Raw genomic sequence first — 20,231 nt, 5'->3', positions numbered from 1 at the left:
CGGCCCATGACCTCTGCGACTGCCCTTCGTCATCACCGGTTCGAGACGCCCTTTGGCGGCTGGCGGGTCAGTGTCATGGATGCACCGCCCGACCTGGAGCCGGCGGTCGCCGAGTTCTGGGACACGTCAGGCCGGTTCGCGTTTGCGCGCGAACAACTCCTGCCGCGGGGTTCGCTCTTCCTTGTGTTCAATCTGGGCACGCGCCAGCTGCGTCACGGCGGACGAGACGAACGCGAGCGCCTGCCCCGCGCCTATATCTGGGGGCTCCAGGATGGGCCGGTCTGGACTGCGCCAGACACCGCTCAGCCCGGGTTTGATGGCGCGTCGGTCGGGGCGCGCCTGCATGCCGGTGGTACTGCGGCCCTGTTCGGTATTCCCGGAAGCTCATTCCGCGGCCGCGTCGTCGCGCTGGAGGATATTCTCCCCCGCGCGACCGTGGAACGCTGTCTTGACCGGCTTTCGCGGCTGGCGGATCCGGCGGGCCGGATACAGTGTGTCGCAGCCTTTCTGCGCCGTTTGGGTATGCTCAGGGCCGATCCGGAAATCGACTGGGCCGTCGCCATGATCCGGCAGAGCCGGGGCGGGTTGCCCATTGGCCAGATTGCGGACGCGGCCGGCCTTTCGCGCCGGGTTCTGACCCGGCGCTTCCGCGAGCGAATTGGTACCGCTCCGAAACGCTATGCAAGGGTGGTCAAATTCTTTGCCGCCATCGAGGCAATCAAGCCGGAATCCGTCGTCGACTGGGCCGGCCTGGCGGTGGATGCCGGGTATTTCGATCAGCCGCACATGATCCGCGATTTTCGCGAATTTTCAGGCCTGACGCCCGCTGATTTCCTGAAGGAACGTGCGGCCGATGGCGAAACCATTGTCGATCCGGGATGAGGCCGGGTCCTTTTTTACAATCGTCCGTCCCGGTCTAAGGGCAGACTGCCGGTCGATAACACTCGCCAGACAAGGAGCCTGACATGGCAACCCCTGAAGAAATGGCCGCGACAATGGAAGCCAATCTCGCCGAGAAGACCGGCAAATCGATGGAGGCCTGGCTCTCGGTCCTGTCGTCCTGGCCCGAGAAAAAGCATGGCGAGATCGTCAAGCGACTGAAGAGCGAGCATGGCGTCACCCACGGCTTTGCCAATCTGATTGCCCACAAGGCGCTGAAATCATCGGCCGCCGATGCGGATGAGGGTGACCTGGTTGCCGCGCAATATGCGGGCAAGAAGGCGGGTCTCAAACCGGTCTATGACCAGCTGGTCGCGATGGTTGAAGGGTTCGGGTCCGACGTCGAACTGGCTCCGAAAAAAGCCTATGTCTCGGTGCGCCGGAAAAAGCAGTTCGCGATCTTCCAGCCCTCGACTGCTTCCCGTCTCGACGTCGGGATCAATCTGAAAGGCGTTGAGCCGTCAGGCCGCCTTGAAGCCTCGGGCTCGTTCAACGCGATGGTGTCCCATCGCGTGCGGCTGGAAGCGCCCTGCGATGTCGATGGCGCGCTGAAAGACTGGCTGAAAGCCGCTTACGACGCGGCCGGCTAATCGCAGCCGCGGGCGGGCAGGACCGGGCTCACGGCGGCGTGAAGACCGGGGCGCATTTCCGCCCCTTCCATTTCGCCGCGCACGCCCCATATCTGGCTCAACAGGTCCTTGCAATGCGTCCCCCCAACCTGCATCCGGGACCTGTCAGGCACCGCCGGGCAACTCCTCCCCTGTCCCGCCCGGCGGTGCCGCATTTCCCCGCTTACCAGGCCAGGAATTCACCGGACTGGTGACGGAATTCTCCCGTGTTTTCCAGCGTCAGCGCCTCGATCAGCGCCTTTTCGGTTTCCGCGCTTTCGCGCGCCGAGATCAGCCCGTTTGACCCACCCATATCGGTCCGGACCCAGCCCGGGTGCAGGATGGCGACGGCGATACCGTGCGGTTTCAGGTCGATCGCCAGGGATCGGCCGGTGGCGTTCAGCGCCGCTTTCGAGGCGCGATAGATATAATAACCCCCGGACGTATTGTCCGATATCGAGCCCATCCGGCTCGATTGCAGCACGAGTTTGCCGGCCTTCGATGCCGCGAGCAGATCGGCGAAGGCCTCGGCCAGCAGAAGCGGGCCCAGCGCGTTGATCTTCAGCGTATCAACCCAGGCGCCCGGATCGGTATTGCCTAGGCTCTGGCCGTCCCGCGGCCCCATCACCCCGGCATTGGCCAGCAGGACATCGACCGGTTTCCCGACCGCAGCGGCGAGCGCCTTGCCGGCCTCCGGTGCGGCGGCGTCATAAGCGTGAACGGTCAACTGTCCATCCCCCGGATCAAGGGCCTTGAGGGCATCGGCCCGGTCCGGCGTGCGGCAGGCGGCATGGACTTCGGCTCCGGTTTCCAGCCACAGGCGGGCATGTTCAAGCCCGATTCCGCGATTAGCTCCCGTGATGACGATGCAGGTCATCGGCATTTCCTTCTTGTCAGCGTGTCAAGAATGGGAAACTAGCGGTCTTGCCGGGAACGTCGAGGCCTGAAGATCGGCCCGCCTTGCGCTTGCGTGCCGCGCCTAGGTGGCTAGGCTCGCAACGTATCCGGATTCGGATGCGGAACCTTGATGAGGGGAAAGTACATATGACGGCTGTCGTCGGCGTGGCCCACGCCTACAAGCGGGCGGCGTATTTCAAAGCCGTAAAGGCCGTCTGGCAGGACCGGTTCGGGTCCGAGCCCGGCAGCGACGCCGTCCGGGAATTTCTCGACGAAGTCTTCGAAGACGCGCTGGCCGAGGATCTCGAAAACATTTCCGCGACCGAGCTGGCCCGGCAGATCGCCGAATTCTGGGACTGGTCCCGCAAGCGCAAGGCCGGTGCCATCGCAGTCCGGGTCCGGCCGTCCAAACTCGACGGCGACACCGACATGCGCCGCGACATTCTCGAGGTTGCCGGTCCGGACCGGCCTTTCCTGGTCGATTCCATCATGGGCGAGATCGGCGCGCAGGGCCTTGATGTCCTGGCCATGTTCCACCCCATCGTGCCGACAGAGGATGGCAGCCCGGAATCCCTGATCCAGGTTCATGTTGAACAGCGCGACGATCTGGCCCGGAAACATCTCGAGGACGGCATCCGCGACACGCTCGCCGATGTCGAGAACTCGACCAATGACTGGGCCGACATGCGCGCGGCCATGGACATGGCCATCTCGCATCTCGAAGCGGCCCATACGCCCGCGACGCTGGAAGAGAAGGCCGAGGCCATCGAATTCCTGCGCTGGCTGCGGAATGACCATTTCGCCTTCCTGGGGTGCCGGAATTACCGCTTCGACGTCGACGAGAAAGGCCGCATTCAGAACCGCGAGCCGGACGTCCAGACCGGCTCGGGCCGGGGCATTCTGCGCGATCCCAAGCGCCAGGTGCTGCGCAAGGCGTCAGAACCGTCCCACCTCACCCCGGCCATCGAATCCTTCTTGAGCGATTCCTCGCCACTCATCGTGGCGAAGGCCAATATCAAGTCGCGCGTCCACCGGCGCGTCTACATGGATTATGTCGGGGTCAAGAAATACCGCGAAGACGGTGCAGTGATCGGCGAGGACCGCTTCGTCGGCCTGTTCACCGCAGATGCCTATGACCGCATGGCCCGCGATGTGCCGCTGATTCGGCGCAAGGTGCGCAATGTGCTCGAACGGGCCGGCAAGATTCCCGGCACGCACAGCGAAAAGAAGCTGCGCAATATCGTCGAGAATTATCCGCGCGACGAGCTTTTCCAGACCGACGAGGATGACCTGCTCGCCATTGGGCTGGGCATTCTTCACCTCTATGACCGTCCGCGGACCAAGATCTTCATCCGCCGGGACCGGTTCGACCGCTTCATCTCGGTCCTGCTGTTCGTGCCGCGCGACCGCTACAATTCCAAGGTCCGCGAACAGGCCGGCGAGATGATCCGGGCCGCCTTCGATGGGCGGCTTTCGGCCTATTACCCGCAATTCGGTGACGGACCGCTGGCGCGGGTCCATTTCATTGTCGGTCTCAACCCGTTCGATCACCCCGAGCCGGACGTGGCCGATCTGGAGCGCCGTATCGCCCAGCTGGCGCGGACCTGGGAGGATGACTTCGAATCCCTTGCCCGTAACACGCTGCCGGATTCCGCGCGCCGCAATCTGCGTGGCTATGACGGCGCGTTCAGCGCCGGCTACCGGGAAGCTTATGCGCCGGCCGAGGCAGTCGCGGACGTCGAAAAGATCGAGGGTCTGACCGAGGCCGCCCCGCTCGCCGTGCGCGCCTATGGCGGTGAGGACGGCTCGAATGCGCTGCGGTTGAAAATCTACCGGGCCGGCGAAGCTGTTCCGCTGTCCACCGTGATGCCGGTCCTGGAGAATATGGGCCTGACGGTCCTTCAGGAATCCGGTTTCGAGGTCAGCCGCGATTCGCTGGGCGAGGATCGCACCCCGCCCGTCGTCCATGTCCATGATTTCGAGATGGAGCGCACCGCGCCCGGCGGTGACAGCGAAGACGCCATCGCCGTTTTCGAGGACGCCCTGCTCGCGGTGCTGGAAAACCGCGCCGAGGATGACGGCTTCAACCGTCTGATCCCGCAGCTGGGCGTGACCTGGCGCGATGCAGCCTTCCTGCGTACCTGCGCGCGCTACCGCCAGCAGACCGGGCTCGACCCGTCGCAATCGGTCCAGGAAGAGGCGCTGGCCGCCAATCCGGAAATCGCCCGCGGTCTTCTGCAACTGGCAAAGACCAAGTTCGACCCTTCGCTTTCCCTGACGCGCGAGGCGCGCAAGGAAGCCGCCGACGAACTGGCAAGGGATATCCGCTCCCGGCTCGATTCGGTCGCCAGTATCGACCACGACCGCGTGCTGCGCCGGCTCTTGCGCCTGATCGAGGCGAGCCTGCGGACCAATTACTACCAGACCGACACCGAAGGACGGCCCAAGGCGCACATCTCGCTGAAAATCGCCAGCCGCGAACTCGAAGAACTGCCGCTGCCGAAACCCTATCGCGAGATTTTCGTCTGGGCCCCGAATGTCGAGGGCGTCCATATCCGCTTCGGCCCGGTGGCGCGCGGCGGGCTGCGCTGGTCAGACCGGCGCGAGGATTTCCGCACCGAGGTGCTGGGCCTGGTCAAGGCGCAGCAGGTTAAGAATGCGGTCATCGTTCCGGTCGGATCGAAAGGCGGATTCTATCCCAAGCAATTGCCCAAATCGGGGACACGCGACGAATGGCTGGCCGAAGGCGTCAATGCCTACAAGACCTTCATTCGCGGCCTTCTGGACATCACCGACAATATTGAGGGTGATGAGGTCGTCCATCCCGACAATGCGGTGTTGTGGGACGAGGATGATCCCTATCTCGTCGTTGCCGCGGACAAGGGCACGGCGAGCTTCTCCGATATCGCCAATGGCGTGGCGACGGACGAATTCGACTTCTGGCTCGGCGACGCGTTCGCGTCCGGCGGTTCGGCCGGCTACGACCACAAGGCCATGGGCATTACCGCCCGAGGGGCCTGGGAATCGGTCAAGCGCCACTTCCGGGAAATGGGCAAGGACATCCAGTCCGAGCCCTTCACCGTCATTGGCGTCGGCGACATGTCCGGCGATGTGTTCGGCAACGGCATGCTGTTGTCAAAGAAGATCAAGCTGCAGGCCGCCTTCGACCACCGCGACATCTTCATCGATCCGGATCCGGCCGATACGGACGCCAGCTGGGACGAACGCAAACGCCTGTTCGAAACGCCGCGATCCTCCTGGCAGGACTATGACAAGGCGTTGATTTCCAAGGGGGGCGGCGTGTTTTCGCGATCGGCGAAATCCATACCGCTCAGCCCCGAAATGAAAGCCCTGACCGGGCTGGACGCGGACAAGGTGGCACCGGTCGAGCTGATCAGTGCCCTGCTCAAGGCCCCGTCCGAACTCCTCTGGTTTGGCGGCATCGGCACCTATGTGAAAGCCAGCGACGAGCAGCATTGGGAAGTCGGTGACAAGGCCAATGACGCCTTGCGGGTCGACGCCACCGAAGTCGGTGCATCGGTTGTCGGCGAAGGGGCCAATCTCGGCTTTACCCAGGCGGCCCGGATCGAATTCGCGCGCAAGGGCGGGCGGGTCAATGCCGATTTCGTGGACAATTCCGCAGGCGTCGATACGTCCGACCACGAGGTCAATATCAAGATCCTGCTCAACCCCTTCCTGCGCTCGGGCGAACTGACCCGGAAGAAGCGCGACAATCTGCTGGGCCGGATGACCGACACGGTCGCCGAACACGTCCTGTCGCACAATTACGACCAGACGCTCGCCATCACACTGTCGGAGACCAGCGCTCCGGCCGATATCGATGCGCAGGAACGCTTCATGCTGGCGCTGGAAGCCCAGGGCCGTCTCGACCGCACGGTCGAAGGCCTGCCGACGTCTGAAGAAATCCGCCTGTTGAAGGAACAGGGTCTGGGGCTGACCCGGCCCGAACTGGCGCTGCTCATTTCTTATGCCAAGAGTACGCTGTTTGATGCGCTGGTGGCCTCAAGCGTACCGGACGACCCGCATTTCGTCGCCACGCTGCACGGCTATTTCCCCGAAGACCTCGCCGGCTATGGCGAGGCCATGGCCTCCCACCGCCTGCGCCGGGAAATCATCTCCACCGTGCTCGCCAATGACATGATCAATCTGGGTGGGCCGACCTTCGTCCACCGCGCCAAGGAATCCACCGGCGCGAACGTTGCCTCTGTGGCGCGGGCCTTCGAGGCCGGGCGGCAGATTTTCCGCTTTGCCGACCTCACCGACCGCATCAATGCGCTCGACAACAAGGCCCCGGCGAGCGTGCAGATTGACCTGCACGAGGAAATCATCCGCCTGCTGCGCCGCCAGACCTACTGGCTGGCCCGGCGGGGACGCGGGCGTGAGGCCGACCAGCCCATGCCGATCCGTGACGTCATCGACGCCTATCGTGACGGGATCGACCAGCTCAAGGAGCATGCCGGGGCGATCTTCTCCGACTACGAGCGGGAACGCGTGTCGCGGCAGGCGAAAGCCTTCGTCAAGGCCGGGGCACCGAAGGACCTGGCCCGCGAAATCGCGACCTTGCGGCCGCTGACCTCGTCCTCGGACGTGGTCGATCTCGCGCTGCGCAAGGACTGGCCGCTGGAATCGGCCGCGCACATCTATCACGCCGCCGGGGCCCGCTTTGCCTTCGACCGGCTGCGGGGTGTCGCCGGGGAAGTGTCTTCCGACCTGCACTGGGACCGGCTCGCGGTGCGCCGCCTGATCGAGGACCTCTATGCCAGCCAGCAAACGGTTGCCGGATCGGTGATGCGCCATGCCAAGACAGCAGGCGGGTCGCTGGCCAAGGGGATCGAACAGCCCGATGCCGACTGGGCGCGTAACCTCATCGATTCCTGGTCGATCATAAACGCGGAAGAAGCGGGCCGGGTCGATGCCACGCTGGCCGAAATGGAAGGCGCGGGCGTGTGGACTTTGTCCAAGCTCTCGATCGCCTCGACCCAGCTTCGGGAAATGGCGCAGAACGCCGAACCCTAGAGAAGTGTCCGTTTCAGGAAGGCGAGGAGTTTCTCCTCGCCTTTCCGCGCCAGGTCGCGGTCAAAGGTGAGGCCCGAACCGGGCAGGTGGTCCGGCTCATCAAATCCGTGGGTGGCACCCTCCATCCAGTCCCACGCCGTATCGGATCCGGCGGCCCGGCGCGCCTCGAGCATTTTGACCGAGTCCGCGTCGTCACAAACCGTGTCACCGGGCACGAGAAGGGCTTCGACCCGGATGCCGGCCGGCCAGTCATGGCCGCGCGAGCGGGCGAGGAAACCGCTATAGGGATAGAAGGCGTAAACGCCTTTCACGCCCGACACGCCAGCTTTGGGAAGGCGTTGCAGGCTCGGCGGCGGGCGTCTTTCCGCCGCCCAGGTCAGCGCATCGAGAATGGTCCACGCGCCATGGCTCCACCCGGCGAGCGCGATCCGGGTCTGGTCGACGCGGCGGTCGACCCGGGCGATCTCGAGGGCCGCAAAGACATCCCCCGCCCGCTCGCCGGCCCGCAAACACGCGCCAGTGCAGACTTTCGACACCGCCTCCCGGTAGCCAATTCCGCGCAAGGCCAGCGAATCCGGGGCAAAGGCGATGAAACCGGCCTCCGCGCAACGCCGGCCATAAGCCTCCGTCACCCCGCGCGGGCCGCCGCACCCATGCAGCAGGATAACGGCGGGAAAAGGCCCCGGTCCCGGCGGCGCATAAATCGCCGTATGCGGCTTCAGCCGTCTGGCCAGGGCGGATGGGGACTGCCGCTCGATCCGGACAAACACGCCGCGATGACGCATCAGCCAGGCCAGGCCGCCCAGCACCACAAACGTCACCGCAAAGGCAATGAAAAGCACCGGACCCGGGGTCACGGCGCGGCCAGTTCGTCAAGCCGGCCGATCAGGCGCTGATGGGCGGCGCGGGCCGCCTCGGCATCGTATTGCATGCGCGGATCGGGGTTGCCGGGCTCGTCAAAGGCGTGGGTCAGGCCCGGCCAGACTTCCCAACTGACAGTGACACCGGCATCCGAGGCACGCTCCAGCACATGCCGGCAATCCGCGGTCGAGGCAACGAGATCGCGCCCGGCCAGGACCGCATCAATCGCGACCCCGGCGTCGATGCTGTGCCGCCGCGCGCGCGCCGGAAAGCTGCAATAGGGATACATCAGCACGGCGGCCTGCACGCCCTCGAGCCCCGGCATGGCTGAAAGACCGGGCGGCAGATCGCCGTCAGCGGCAAATGTCAGGGCATCGAGAATGGCCCAGCCGCCATGGCTCCAGCCCACCAAAACCAGCCGGTCCGGGTCGATCCCGGTAGTCCGGCGCGCGAGGTCTACAGCCGCGAAGACGTCGGCAGCGCGGGCCTGCCCACGCAGGCGCAGCGCCGTACAGACCTGCGTCATCGCGCCCGCCCGTCCGATCCCGCGCGGGGCCATGGAATCGATGATGATCGCGCCATAACCGGCGGCATTCAGCGCCGCAGCATAATCCTCCTGCATGCTGCGCAGCCCGCCGCATCCATGAAACAGAAGCGCTGTTGGAACCGGACCGCTGGCAGTCTCCGGCAATCGGACCGCGGCATGCGGAGCGAGCCACACGGCATGGGCGTCCACGTATCGGCGCTCGGCGGCGGCCCTGGCGGGCGATGCTGACGCCAGCACGATGGCTGCCGCGACAAGAGAAAGCCCGGTCCGGAGAAGGGCGCCGGTCATCGGCCTAGTGCCGGAAATGGCGCATGCCGGTGAAGACCATGGCGATGCCGGCCTCGTTGGCCGCCTCGATCACCGCCTCGTCCTTGATCGAGCCGCCTGGCTGAATGACGGCGGTGGCCCCGGCTTCAACCGCGGTCAGCAAACCATCCGGGAAGGGAAAGAAGGCGTCGGACGCACAGACCGAGCCTTTTGTGGCCGGTTCATCCCAGCCGTTCTCCTTCGCCGTGGCCTCGGCCTTGGCGGCGGCCAGCCGTGCGGCTTCCAGCCGGCTGGTCTGGCCCATGCCGACCCCCGCCGTGGCATCGCCCCTGGCGTAGACAATGGCGTTCGACTTGACGTGTTTGCAGACTTTCCAGGCAAAGAGGAGGTCACGCATTTCGTCTTCGGTCGGGGCGCGTTCGGTCGCCACGGTCAGTTCGGTCTCGGTGATCCGGCCCGCATCGCGCGCCTGAACCAGCAGGCCCCCGGCGACGGATTTCACCGTCCAGCCTGATTGCTCGGCGTCAGGCATGCCGCCGGTCAGGAGAACCCGCAGATTGGCCTTGCCGCTCAGCACATCGAGCGCGGCGGCATCAGCATCCGGTGCGATCACGACTTCAAGAAAAATCTTGGTCAGTGCGTTGGCCGTCTCGGCATCGAGCACCTGGTTGAAGGCGACAATGCCGCCAAAGGCCGACACCGGGTCGGCCGCAAAGGCCCGCTCATAGGCATCCAGCACGCTCTCGCCGCGCGCCACGCCACACGGATTGGCATGCTTGACGATGACGGCCACAGCGCCGTCTGCCGGATCGAACTCGGCAGCGAGTTCAAACGCGGCGTCGGCATCGGCGAGATTGTTGTAAGAGAGTGCCTTGCCCTGGATCTGGCGGGCGCTGGCGACGCCGGGACGGCCTTCGCCCGACGCATAGAAAGCCGCCGACTGGTGCGGGTTCTCACCGTAGCGCAGCGCGTCAATCCGCCGTCCGCCAAAGACGCGATAGTCCGGCGCGTCCTCGCCCAATTCGCCGGCAAACCAGCTTGATACCGCGGCGTCGTATGCACCGGTCCGCGCATAGGCTTTCGCGGCCAGGCGTTTGCGCAAGTCCAGCGGGGTCGCTCCGTCATGGGTCTTCATGGCGGCGATCACCGCATCGGCGTCATCATTGTCGACACAAACCGCCACGAAGGGGTGGTTCTTCGCCGCCGCGCGCAGCATGGCCGGTCCGCCGATATCGATATTCTCGATGCACTCATCGAACGGCGCGCCGGCGGCGACAGTCGATTCGAACGGGTAGAGATTGACAAAGAGCAGGTCGATTTCCGGGATGGCATGGGTCTCCATCGCGGTCCGGTCGGCCTCAAGATCGCGGCGGCCCAGCAGCCCGCCATGCACGCGCGGGTGCAGCGTCTTCAGCCGCCCGTCCATCATCTCGGGGAAGCCAGTCATCTCGGCGACATCGATGGCCTCGACTCCCGCCTCGCGCAGCGTCCGCAGCGTGCCGCCCGTCGACAGGATTTCCACGCCGAATTCGGTGAGCGTGCGGGCGCGGTCGACGAGTCCGTCCTTGTCAGAAAGGGAGATAAGAGCGCGTCGGACGGGAACGAGATCGGTTTGGGCCATGTCAGGTCTCTGCTGGGGATGCCGGAAAAGGGGAGGGTGGATCAGGGAGCCGGAAGGGCCATTCTAGCGGCCCGATCCCGCGCGGTCACGCATGTCAGGCGGGTGGCGGTGCGTATTCGGGTATCAGCGCGGCCAGCGCGGCGCGCACGGCCTCGGGGCTTCCCTCTCGGGCCGCCTCGACCAGTGCGTCCAGCCGGGGCAGGGTCTCGGCCGGATCGGGCAGGCCGCCGCTGACCTCCAGAACGCCGGGCGCTTCGGTATCGGCCATGCGCTCGAAGTCGTAGACCAGCGCCTCGTGCAGCTTCTCGCCGGGCCGGAGGCCGGTATATCGGATGGCACCGGGCGCGGATGGGTCCTTGCCGCGCAGCCGCATCAGTCCGGCGGCCAGTTGCGGGATCGGCACCGGGTCGCCCATGTCAAAGACGAAGAGCGCGCCATTACCGGCGTCCGGCCTGGCGGCGAGCGCAGCCGCGTCAAGGACCAGGCCGCAGGCTTCCTCCACCGTCATGAAGAAGCGCGTCGCCTTGGGATCAGTGATCGTCACGGGTTGGCCCGCCGCGATCTGGCGTTCGAACAGGGGTACGACCGACCCGGCACTGCCCAGTACATTGCCGAACCGCGTCACGCAGAGTTTCGGCATGCCGGGATCCTGCGCCGCACAGCGCACATAGAGCTCCGCCGCCCGCTTTGCGGCACCCATCACGCTCGATGGATTGACCGCCTTGTCGGTGGAAATGAGCGCAACGACCTTGACGCCCGCAGCCTTGGCCGCCGCGATGACGCGCCGCGTGCCTTCGACATTGGTCATCACCACTTCGGCGGCGTTTTCTTCCATCAGCGGCACGTGTTTCAGCGCGGCGGCATGCAGGACGATATCGGGCTTTTCCTCGTCGAAGAGGCGCGCGAGACGGCGCTGATCGCGAATGTCACCGAGAACGGAGCGCCAGGACGGCGCGCCCTCCGTCCGGCTCATCTCCATGTCGATTTCGTAGAGGCTGACTTCGGCAGAATCATACAGCACCAGCCGGGCCGGTTTCAGCCGGGCGGCATGGCGCACCAGTTCGGATCCGATCGTGCCCCCAGCCCCCGTGACCAGCACGGTGCGTCCCTCGATCAGGGATTCGGCAAAGGCACTGGTTCCCGTCCGCGGCGGACGGTTCAGAAGGTCGGCTGCCTCGATCGGCGAAAAGGCGTTCGCCGCATTCCCCGCCGGCCGGCTGCGCGACACCTTCACACCCTCCGCGCCGGCGACCTGAAGGATCTGGCGCAGCAGGTCCGGGTCGGGCCGGGCGTCCGCCAGGACAAGGCGGGGCTTGGCGCGTTCGGCGCGCTCGATCCGCCTGACCGTGCGAAGCAGGTCGGGCAGTCCGCCTGCGACCGGCGTGCCGTGGATTGCCCGCCCCGCATGCCCGCCGCCGGTTTCAATCAGCGCCTTGATGCGGAAGGGCGCGCTGCCATTGCGGCGTTCGACATCGCTCAGTGCGGTATCGAGCGCGGCTTCGCCGCCGATCAGGATGGCTGGCTCTTTCGCGCGGTCCTCGAAGCGGAAGACATTGGCCAGCGCGCCGGTTCGCAGAAAGACTGCGCCCAGGCGCGGCATTATCATGAGCACGCTGAGGATCGGGACCACGAGGAAGATCGCCGTTCGCGGCAGATCATCCCCGCGATTGAGGAAGAAGATCAGCGGCAGAAAGACAAGATTGGCGAGGATCACCGCCTGGATCATGCGGATCACGTCATTGAGCGCGGTATAGCGCCAGACGCCGCGATGCAGGCCCATCAGGGGAAACACGACGGCACAGGCGAACGCGAAGATGGCGGCAGCCTTCAGCGTGATGAAATCCGGGGCCGGCTTCTGCTCAAGGATATAGCGGACATGGACCGCCACCCCCATCGAGGCGGCCCCCGCCAGCACGTCATAGACATAGCTGGCCGCCATCATGGCCAGGGCACGCGGGCGCAGCCGCTGCCAGGGGCGCGCGGGCGTACTCATTCGCCTTTCCCCGTGGCGCTGCCGACCCGTCCCAGGCGCTGGAAGGCCCAGCGCACCCGGTTGGGCGGGCGCTCGCCTGCACCATAGGGTTCAGCCTCGCCCTGGATGACGATCTGTGCGGTGCGTTTGGGCGGCGCACCGGCGGCAAGATAAACCGAGCGCTCGATCCGGACCGGTCCGCCATCGGTGCGGAAGCGCCAGCCATCGCCGCTGGGCAGGACCAGGAGCGCGCTCATCGCATCACGCGACAGCGAGGCGCGCACGCCCGGATGCAGGTGGAAGCGGATGGCGAAGGGGTGATGGGTTTCCGGGTCCTCGGGCGGGCCATCCTCGGCGGGACGAAACAGCGCATCCTCACCGCGCAAATCCCCGCCATCGGCGGCGAGGAAGACGCGGCGCCGGTGCGACAGGCCGAAAACCTCCCGGTAGCCGTCATGGCTGCCCTCCAGCCAGACGCCGATCTCTTCCTCGTTGCGCCGTACCGAGACCTGACCGGGAACGTCGGAGAAGCGTGCACCGAGCAGCCGCCGTTTCCAGCCCGGCTCGACAAACCGGGAGGACGAGGTCTCTTCCAGTGTCAGGGTGGAATGGGCTGCGGTAGCACGCACGGCATGACGCCAGCTCGGCGGCTGATCGGGCGACCAGCCGCAATTGACGATCAGACGGCCACCCGGCGCGCTGAATTCGAAGGCCAGTGCGCTGGCATGGGCATTCGCGCTCGAGGGGCCGGCCGGGCCTCCGGCGCTGTCCATGATTATGCTGGCCCCGCCGGCATCGACGCGGTGATAGCCGGAATGCGGGGCGAAACCGAAGGTGCGCTTGGCGGTATTGTTGACCGAGAGCGCGGTCTCGATGGCGCGCTTGTTACCCTCGCCCCCGCCATGAAAACCGGCAAGGGTTGCATCCGTCATGCGGAAAAACCGCACGATCGGGCCCAGCCGGTCGAGCGCCCTGTGAACGCAGTCCGGCAAGGCGCGGCCCGCTGCCTCGGCCATCTGGTCGAGCCGGGTGAGATCAATGAACACATCCGCGGCTGCTTCCGGGGACCGCGAAATATGGCCGCCATCGGGAAGGATCTGGCGCGGGATTTCCTGTTTCAGAAGGGCCAGGCCCCGCGCTTCGCTGCGGCTGAGGCCTGGATAGACGAGCCCGGCCATCACCACCGCAATTGCCCCCCTCAGGACCGGCAAGTCGTCCGGGGCAAGCCGGGCCGTGCGCGCCAGATGGCGAACCTGGCGGACCAGGGACAGGGTCCGTCCGGGCTGGTCGGCGAACACGGAGGGACCGGCGGACAACCATGCGTGAAGGCGGTCAGTGAGGATTTCCGGGGCCCAGGAAAACCCGTTCCACCCGCCATAAGTGGCGATCCACATGTCGATCAGCGTGCCGGCCCGGTCCGCGGCCGTATCGTCCTCGCAGGCCAGGAGGTCGGCGAGCCAGGAAAAGCCGTGCAGATGCGCAGCGAAAGTCCGCGAGGGGGCCGCGCTCGTCCACGGGTCGCCATCGGGACCGGTATCGAGAACGTCACCGCAAAAGGCGAAACGCCCATCGAGAATGGCCGCCCCGTGTGCCGCGCTGCCCGTCCGGATGGCAGGGTTTGCGATATCCGCTGCAGCAGGGGACGCCCCGCCCAGTGTCAGCATGCGGACCGCCGGAAGCGCATGCGTCGTCCGGACGGTTTCGCGGCGCAGTGCGCGCAAGGCCGCGCCGGCATAGTCGGAAAGCTGGACGGCGCTGGCCATCGCGATCACCCGCCCCGCAAAGCCTTCAGATTGTCGGCATAGCAGTCGCGGCCGCCGGTGAAGGCAGCGGTTCCGGCGACCAGCACGTCAGCGCCGGCCCGTTCGCAGTCGCGCGCGGTTTGCGGGGTCACGCCGCCGTCGACTTCGACAATCGTGTCGAGCCCCCGCTTGGTGATCAGGGTTTTCAGATACTCGATCTTGCGCAGCTGGGAGGTGATGAAGCTCTGCCCGCCAAAACCCGGATTGACACTCATCACCAGAACGAGATCGAGCTCGTCAAGGACATAGTCGATGGCGGACGGATCGGTCGACGGGTTCAGCGCGGCACCGGCCTTGGCTCCGGCCGATTTGATCGCCTGTACCGTGCGGTGGAAATGCGGCCCGGCTTCGGGGTGGGCGGTGATGTAGTCCGCCCCGGCCTTGGCGAAGGCCTCGATGAAGGGGTCGACCGGCGTGATCATCAGATGCACGTCGAACGGCTTTTCCGAGTGCGGGCGCAGGGCTTTCACCACGCCCGGCCCGATGGTCAGATTGGGCACGTAATGCCCGTCCATCACATCGATATGAATCCAGTCCGCGCCGGCAGCGTCGATATCGCGGACCTCCTCGCCCAGTCGGGCGAAATCGGCGGACAGAATGGACGGGGCAAGTCGCAAGGTCGCGGTCATGGCAAAAGGGCATAACAGCGCCCTTGGAGGGGCGCAAGCAAGCCGCCTCAGGCCGGTTCGCTCAAGCCGCGGCCTTGTGCAACCGGGCGATGAAAAATCCGTCGATCCCGCCCTGCTCTGACCACATGTCCGGGGTCAGCCGGACCGCGCCAGACGGAAGTATGGCCGCTTCCAGACCGGGCAGCTCTTCCGGCCGGACCGGGTCGGTCGTGAGGCCGGGATGGGCGGCAAGACTGCGGGCCAGCCAGTCCTCGCCCTCTTCGGGCTGGAGCGAACAGGTGCAGATAACCAGACGCCCGCCGGGCCGAAGCGCCGTGACGGCTGTCGCGGCAAGATCGTCCTGGATGGGCATCAGCGAGGCCGCATCTCCGGCCTGTTTCGTCCAGGCGGCGTCCGGCCGGCGGCGCAGCGTTCCCGTTGCCGTGCAGGGCGCGTCGAGCAGTATGGCGTCATATTGCGCCTCGCTACGCCAGGTCCGCCCATTTGTGGCGATTATGTCGGCACTCAAATCCGTGCGCGCCAGATTGGCCGACAGGCGTTTGAGCCGTTTGGGCGAGGCATCGAGCGCGGTGACGTCCGCACCAGAAGCCGCAAGCTGGAGCGTCTTGCCGCCCGGTGCCGCGCACAGGTCGAGCACGCGTTCGCCCGGTGTCACGCACAGAAGGCGCGCAGGAAGGGCCGCGCCGGCATCCTGCGCCCACCACGCGCCGTCCTCATAGCCGGGCAGGGCGGTGAGATCGCCGATGGAGCGCTTGCGCAGCGAGCCGCCAGGAAGGCTCTCGGCACCGAGCGCTTCGGCCCAGTGCGCCGCGCTGGCCGGGTCTCTCAGCGACAGGTCGAGTGTGGGTTCACGGGCACAGGCCGCGGCGATCGCCTCGGTCCGGTCAGTGCCATAGGCGGCCCGCCAGCTGGCCGCGAGCCAGTCCGGCAGATTGGCGCTGGGGGGCGTGCCTCGAGCGATCGGCGCGCCCTGCTGGTCAATCTTGCGCAGGATCGCATTGAAGAGACCGGCAAAACGCGCGGTCGCCGGATCTTCCTTGGCCAGGCCGACCGTCGCGGAGACGGCGGCATGGGCCGCTGTCCCCAGCCAGATGAGTTGCGCGGCACCGGTCTGTAGCAGCGCTCGGGCCATGTGGGCGTCGTCGGGCAGCGGCTTGTTCAGAAAGGTGTCGAGCGCGGCCTGTGTCTGGCCGGTGCGCCTAACGGCAGTCGCCGCGAGCAGGCGCGCAAACGCCCGGTCGCGGGGTTCCAGCGCGTCGAACCCCGGCGCGGCAGCAAGGCTTTCGTCAAGCGGTCCCTTGCCGCGAATGGCGCGGTCATAGGCAAGTGCCGCGATACGGCGGGCAGCATATCCTTCACTCATGTCCTGCCGCCTAGCATGAAGCCGCCTGTCCCGCGAGCCACTTGGCGCAGGGCCGAAGCCGGACTATCTCCCCACCCATGACCGAGACGCCCAAATCCGACACGGATCGTTCGCTGAGCCCGGCAGCGCGCCGCGCCCTGGCCGAAGCGGACGCCCGCCGCGCTGCTGAAACCGAGGCTGCGCCGACAGGCGAGACAGGCGGCCCCTCCGGCCCCGAACCTACGCGCTATGGCGACTGGGAACGAAAAGGCATCGCCAGCGATTTTTAACGATTTCGCTCGCCCGGAAAGGGAAAGCATTTCCGGCCAGGTGTTAATTCGCGTTAACGTATGGCCATGAAACCGTATTTTGCCGCCCTTCTGCTTTCCGGCCTGCTGGCAGCGCCCGCGCTGGCCCAGGATGATTCGCGCCTGGCCGGTGGGCCCGGTGGCGACAGGGCGGAGTATTCTGGAAGTCCGGTCGGCCCGGTCACGGGATCGGTACCCGGTCCGCAAGTCATTGAGATCTGGGATGGCCAGCAATGGCGGTCCTATGACTATTGCCGTGCGCGCGGCGGCTGCGTGTCCGATACGCCGCCGCCCGATTATGTCCCGCGCCAGCAGGTCAGCCATCGCACCGATGTGCGGATTCCCGACCATGCGCCGCGCCGCTTTGCGGATTGCCCGGACGGCACGCGCCGCGAAACACCAGCTGGCGGCGGCGATCCGATCTGTATCGTTGTCCATTCCGGCAGCGGTTATCGCGCAGCGGAATACCGCGAGCCCGCGCCGCGCCCTGTGGCGCGTCCGATCTATCACGTCGAAGCGCCGCGATACGAGGAACGCCCCCGCCATGTGGCGCCGCCCCGTTACGTCGAACCGCCGCGTCAGGTCTCGCCGTGTTCCTATCGCGAGCCGCGCCCGGACTACCGGGACTGCGGCGGTTATCGCGATGTCGAATATGCGGACACCTACCGCTATACCGAGCACCGCAGCTATAACCGCGAATGGTATGGGCAGGACGGGCGCTACTGGCGCGTCGTCGATGTCTACAGCCACGGGGCGGACGCCTGCCCCTGTGCCCGTCGCGGCTATGGCTATTCAGCCTGTGATCACCGCCACGAGAGCGATTATCGCTACCGCGAAGAGGCTTATGGCTATTACCAGGACGGGTATTACAGCGATGACCTGGCCTGGTCCTACGCGGGGGTGCGCTCACCGGTCTATTACGGCGGCGGTGGCGGCGGCGGAGCCCGCGTCTTCGGAAGTCTGAACTTCCCCAGCGCCGGAGCCCGCGCGCGGTCCTTCGCTGGCGCAGGTGCCGGGGCCGGAGCGGGTGCCAGCGCGACCGTCAACACCTCGACCCGCGTCAACGTCAATGTCGGCGTGCGCGGCGGCTATGGCGGCCGGGGCGGTCATGGAGGACATGGCGGCGGCGGCGGGAATTCCGGCGGCTACTGACCGGAACTAAAGCCCCCGGATTTCCTCCTGAATGCGCAAGGCTGCCGCGTGTGGATCGTCGGCAGCATTGACCGGACGCCCCACCACGATGCGTGCTGCGCCATTGCGGATCGCGTCGGCCGGTGTCGCCACGCGCGCCTGATCATCCTTCGTTGACCAGACCGGGCGCACGCCGGGCGTCACCACCTCGATCGCATCACCAAAGCGCTGCTTGATCTCCTCGGCCTCGTGCGGGCTGGCGATCACGCCTTCCACGCCGCAGGCGATCGCCTGTTCTACCCGGCGCAGGACCAGGTCACGCGCGCCATAGGCATAGCCCATCTCGGTCAGCATTGCGTCGTCATAGGAGGTCAGCACGGTCACACCGAGGATTTTCAGATGCGGGTCGTCGCCGCGCCCGGCGACGGCGGCCCGCATCACGGCGGGTTCGGCATGGACGGTCAGGTAGTCCGCCTTGGCCCGCGTCACGGTGCGGGTGGCCTTCTCGACCGTGGCGGGGATGTCGTGGAATTTGAAATCGAGGAAGATTTTCGCGCCGCGCTCTTTTAGCGCAATGGCGAGGTCCATCCCGCCAATGGGCATGAGCTGCAGCCCGATCTTGAAAAAGGACGCGGCACCCTCAAGGCGCTCGGCGAGCGCTCTCGCGGCCGGAACTTCCGGCAGGTCGAGCGCGACAATCAGCTTGTCGGAAACAGGGTTCGTCATGGCGAACCGAGCGTCTAGACCGCATTGCGCATGAAGAGCAAGCGCAAACCGAGCGCGGCGAAGGCCGTGGCGGCCAGACCATTGAGCGCGCGCCGCCAGAATCGCGACCGGACGAGCACCGCTCGCGCCGATCCTGCGGCCAGCGCGACGACGACCAGAACAGTTGTGCCGATGGCGAAAAACAAGGTGCCCAGAATGACGATCTGCAGCCAGACCGGCCCGATTTCCGGATTGGTGAATTGCGGCAGGAAGGCCATGAAGAACAGGCCGATCTTCGGATTGAGCAGATTGGTCAGCATGCCGCGCCGGAAGGCCGAGGACAGCCGCTGTGCCGGGTTGGCTTCGGGCACATCATCCATATGGCGGATCGCCTGCACTGCGAGAAAGAGCAGATAGGCTCCGCCGATCCAGCGTATAGCGGTCAGCGCGTGTTCGAACGTCGCCAGCAGCGCCGCCAGGCCCATCGCCGTCGCGGCGACCCAGAAGGCGGCCCCGGTGCAGATACCGGCTGCCGCGACCAACCCGGCCCGGCGTCCCTGCGAGGCGGCGGTCGCCAGCGTGAACGCCATGTCCGGGCCCGGCGCGAGCGCCAGTGCGATGCCGCCGGCGAGAAAGAGCGGCAGAAGGGAGAGATCGATCATCCGCGTGCCGCCGAACGTTTCGCCATCTGCAGCACCAGCCATTCGCCAACCGGGTCGGGCAGGATGCGCGCCATGGCGGTCATGAATTTGTACCACGCCCCCGGTACGCGGATGGCGACATTGCGCTCAACCGCGTCATAGGCGGTCGAGGCGACGTCTTCGGCGGTCAGCATCCAGTAGGAGGGCAGGCGCGAGACGGACTCGCGCGCGCCGTTCACATCGTGGAATTCCGACCAGGTGTAGCCGGGGCAGACCGCCGTCACGTGCACATTCTTGCCGGTCATTTCCGACCGCAGGCTCTGGGAGAATTTGATCAGCAGGCTTTTCGCGCCCGGATAGACCGTTCCGGAATACTGGGTGTGACCCGGCGAGATCGGCAACAGGGCCGAAACCGAGGACACATTGATGATGCGGCCGAATTTGCGCGCTTCCATGCCCGGCAGGACGAGATGGGTGAGTTTGAGGTAATTCGTCACCATCAGGCGCAGGAAACGCTCCTGATCGGACCATTTCGTGCTGGTGAAGACGCCATTGAGTCCGGCCCCGGCATTGTTGACGAGGCCGTCAATCTGACGGCCCGCATCGGTCACGGTCTTGACGATGGTGTCGGGCGCGTTGGCCTTCGACAGATCGGCGGCAATGACGAGGCTGTCGACGCCATATTGCGCCTTCATTTCCTCGGCCAGATCGTTGAGTCGGTCCTCGCGGCGCGCAACCAGTGCCAGGTCCCAGCCCTTGGCCGCAAACTGGCGGACGAAGGCGGCTCCGATGCCTGAACTGGCTCCGGTGATGAGGACAAGGCGGCGTGTCATGAGGAATCCTTCGGGGTCTGCTGTGTCCGGATCAAAGTGATGCGGCGTGCCGCCCCTGTCCAGCGTCTGGAAGATGCGAATCCGATTCCGG

The 20,231-nt window shown here is 66.0% G+C and carries 16 protein-coding genes; 5 read left to right on the top strand and 11 right to left on the bottom strand.

Features of this window, described 5'->3' with window-relative positions; translation table 11 throughout:
* Positions 1 to 6 precede the first annotated feature (6 nt).
* A complete protein-coding gene (locus tag V0U35_RS01450; protein ID WP_330194867.1) occupies positions 7 to 882 on the top strand; it encodes a helix-turn-helix domain-containing protein in 876 nt (291 codons plus the stop codon).
* Between the two features lie 83 nt (positions 883 to 965).
* Positions 966 to 1,529 carry a DUF5655 domain-containing protein gene (locus tag V0U35_RS01445; protein WP_330194866.1) on the top strand — a complete coding sequence of 188 codons (564 nt, stop codon included), beginning with the start codon at positions 966 to 968 and terminating at the stop codon, positions 1,527 to 1,529.
* 202 nt (positions 1,530 to 1,731) lie between these two features.
* On the opposite strand, the gene V0U35_RS01440 is transcribed toward V0U35_RS01445, so the two are convergent.
* Positions 1,732 to 2,424 carry an SDR family oxidoreductase gene (locus V0U35_RS01440; RefSeq protein WP_330194865.1) on the bottom strand — a complete coding sequence of 231 codons (693 nt, stop codon included), beginning with the start codon at positions 2,422 to 2,424 and terminating at the stop codon, positions 1,732 to 1,734.
* 167 nt (positions 2,425 to 2,591) lie between these two features.
* On the opposite strand from V0U35_RS01440, the gene V0U35_RS01435 reads away from it, so the two are divergent.
* Positions 2,592 to 7,481 carry an NAD-glutamate dehydrogenase gene (locus V0U35_RS01435; protein ID WP_330194864.1) on the top strand — a complete coding sequence of 1,630 codons (4,890 nt, stop codon included), beginning with the start codon at positions 2,592 to 2,594 and terminating at the stop codon, positions 7,479 to 7,481.
* Here V0U35_RS01435 and V0U35_RS01430 read toward each other — a convergent pair.
* The 7 genes from V0U35_RS01430 to V0U35_RS01400 form a co-directional block, all read right to left on the bottom strand.
* Positions 7,478 to 8,338 (bottom strand): dienelactone hydrolase family protein, encoded by an 861-nt coding sequence (locus V0U35_RS01430; RefSeq protein ID WP_330194863.1) that lies wholly within the window; start codon positions 8,336 to 8,338, stop codon positions 7,478 to 7,480. The genes V0U35_RS01435 and V0U35_RS01430 overlap by 4 nt on opposite strands.
* Positions 8,335 to 9,177, bottom strand: a complete 843-nt coding sequence (locus tag V0U35_RS01425) for a dienelactone hydrolase family protein (protein ID WP_330194862.1) — start codon at positions 9,175 to 9,177, stop codon at positions 8,335 to 8,337. The genes V0U35_RS01430 and V0U35_RS01425 overlap by 4 nt, the downstream gene beginning before the upstream one ends.
* A gap of 4 nt (positions 9,178 to 9,181) precedes the next feature.
* Complete coding sequence (purH, locus tag V0U35_RS01420; RefSeq protein ID WP_330194861.1) at positions 9,182 to 10,777, bottom strand: bifunctional phosphoribosylaminoimidazolecarboxamide formyltransferase/IMP cyclohydrolase; 1,596 nt, start codon at positions 10,775 to 10,777, stop codon at positions 9,182 to 9,184.
* Positions 10,778 to 10,871: 94 nt separating this feature from the next.
* The gene (locus tag V0U35_RS01415) at positions 10,872 to 12,770 is read right to left on the bottom strand and encodes a polysaccharide biosynthesis protein (protein WP_330194860.1); all 1,899 of its coding nucleotides are present in this window, start codon (positions 12,768 to 12,770) and stop codon (positions 10,872 to 10,874) included.
* A complete protein-coding gene (locus tag V0U35_RS01410; RefSeq protein ID WP_330194859.1) occupies positions 12,767 to 14,512 on the bottom strand; it encodes a heparinase II/III family protein in 1,746 nt (581 codons plus the stop codon). Before V0U35_RS01410 ends, V0U35_RS01415 begins: the two co-directional genes overlap by 4 nt.
* 5 nt (positions 14,513 to 14,517) lie before the next feature.
* A complete protein-coding gene (gene rpe, locus V0U35_RS01405) occupies positions 14,518 to 15,180 on the bottom strand; it encodes a ribulose-phosphate 3-epimerase (RefSeq protein ID WP_330194858.1) in 663 nt (220 codons plus the stop codon).
* Between the two features lie 61 nt (positions 15,181 to 15,241).
* On the bottom strand, positions 15,242 to 16,543 hold the full coding sequence (locus V0U35_RS01400) for an RsmB/NOP family class I SAM-dependent RNA methyltransferase (RefSeq protein ID WP_330194857.1): 1,302 nt from the start codon (positions 16,541 to 16,543) through the stop codon (positions 15,242 to 15,244).
* Between the two features lie 77 nt (positions 16,544 to 16,620).
* Here V0U35_RS01400 and V0U35_RS01395 point away from each other — a divergent pair, with 77 nt between their 5' ends.
* Positions 16,621 to 16,812 (top strand): succinate dehydrogenase assembly factor 4, encoded by a 192-nt coding sequence (locus V0U35_RS01395; protein ID WP_330194856.1) that lies wholly within the window; start codon positions 16,621 to 16,623, stop codon positions 16,810 to 16,812.
* Positions 16,813 to 16,878: 66 nt separating this feature from the next.
* Complete coding sequence (locus V0U35_RS01390; RefSeq protein WP_330194855.1) at positions 16,879 to 17,982, top strand: hypothetical protein; 1,104 nt, start codon at positions 16,879 to 16,881, stop codon at positions 17,980 to 17,982.
* Positions 17,983 to 17,988: 6 nt separating this feature from the next.
* Here the strand turns inward: V0U35_RS01390 and pyrF are convergent, their stop codons facing one another.
* From pyrF to V0U35_RS01375, 3 genes are read right to left on the bottom strand one after another with little or no spacing between them, the layout of a single operon-like run.
* Positions 17,989 to 18,687, bottom strand: a complete 699-nt coding sequence (gene pyrF / locus V0U35_RS01385) for an orotidine-5'-phosphate decarboxylase (RefSeq protein WP_330194854.1) — start codon at positions 18,685 to 18,687, stop codon at positions 17,989 to 17,991.
* A 14-nt stretch (positions 18,688 to 18,701) separates the two neighbouring features.
* Positions 18,702 to 19,370 (bottom strand): LysE family translocator, encoded by a 669-nt coding sequence (locus V0U35_RS01380; RefSeq protein ID WP_330194853.1) that lies wholly within the window; start codon positions 19,368 to 19,370, stop codon positions 18,702 to 18,704.
* A complete protein-coding gene (locus V0U35_RS01375) occupies positions 19,325 to 20,140 on the bottom strand; it encodes an SDR family NAD(P)-dependent oxidoreductase (protein WP_330194852.1) in 816 nt (271 codons plus the stop codon). The genes V0U35_RS01380 and V0U35_RS01375 overlap by 46 nt, the downstream gene beginning before the upstream one ends.
* Positions 20,141 to 20,231: the final 91 nt, after the last annotated feature.

It is taken from the genome of Hyphobacterium marinum (assembly GCF_036330325.1).
Taxonomy (GTDB): Bacteria; Pseudomonadota; Alphaproteobacteria; order Caulobacterales; family Maricaulaceae; genus Hyphobacterium; species Hyphobacterium marinum.
The sequence above is the reverse complement of the archived record's forward strand: the minus strand, read 5'-3'. Positions and strand labels throughout refer to the sequence as shown.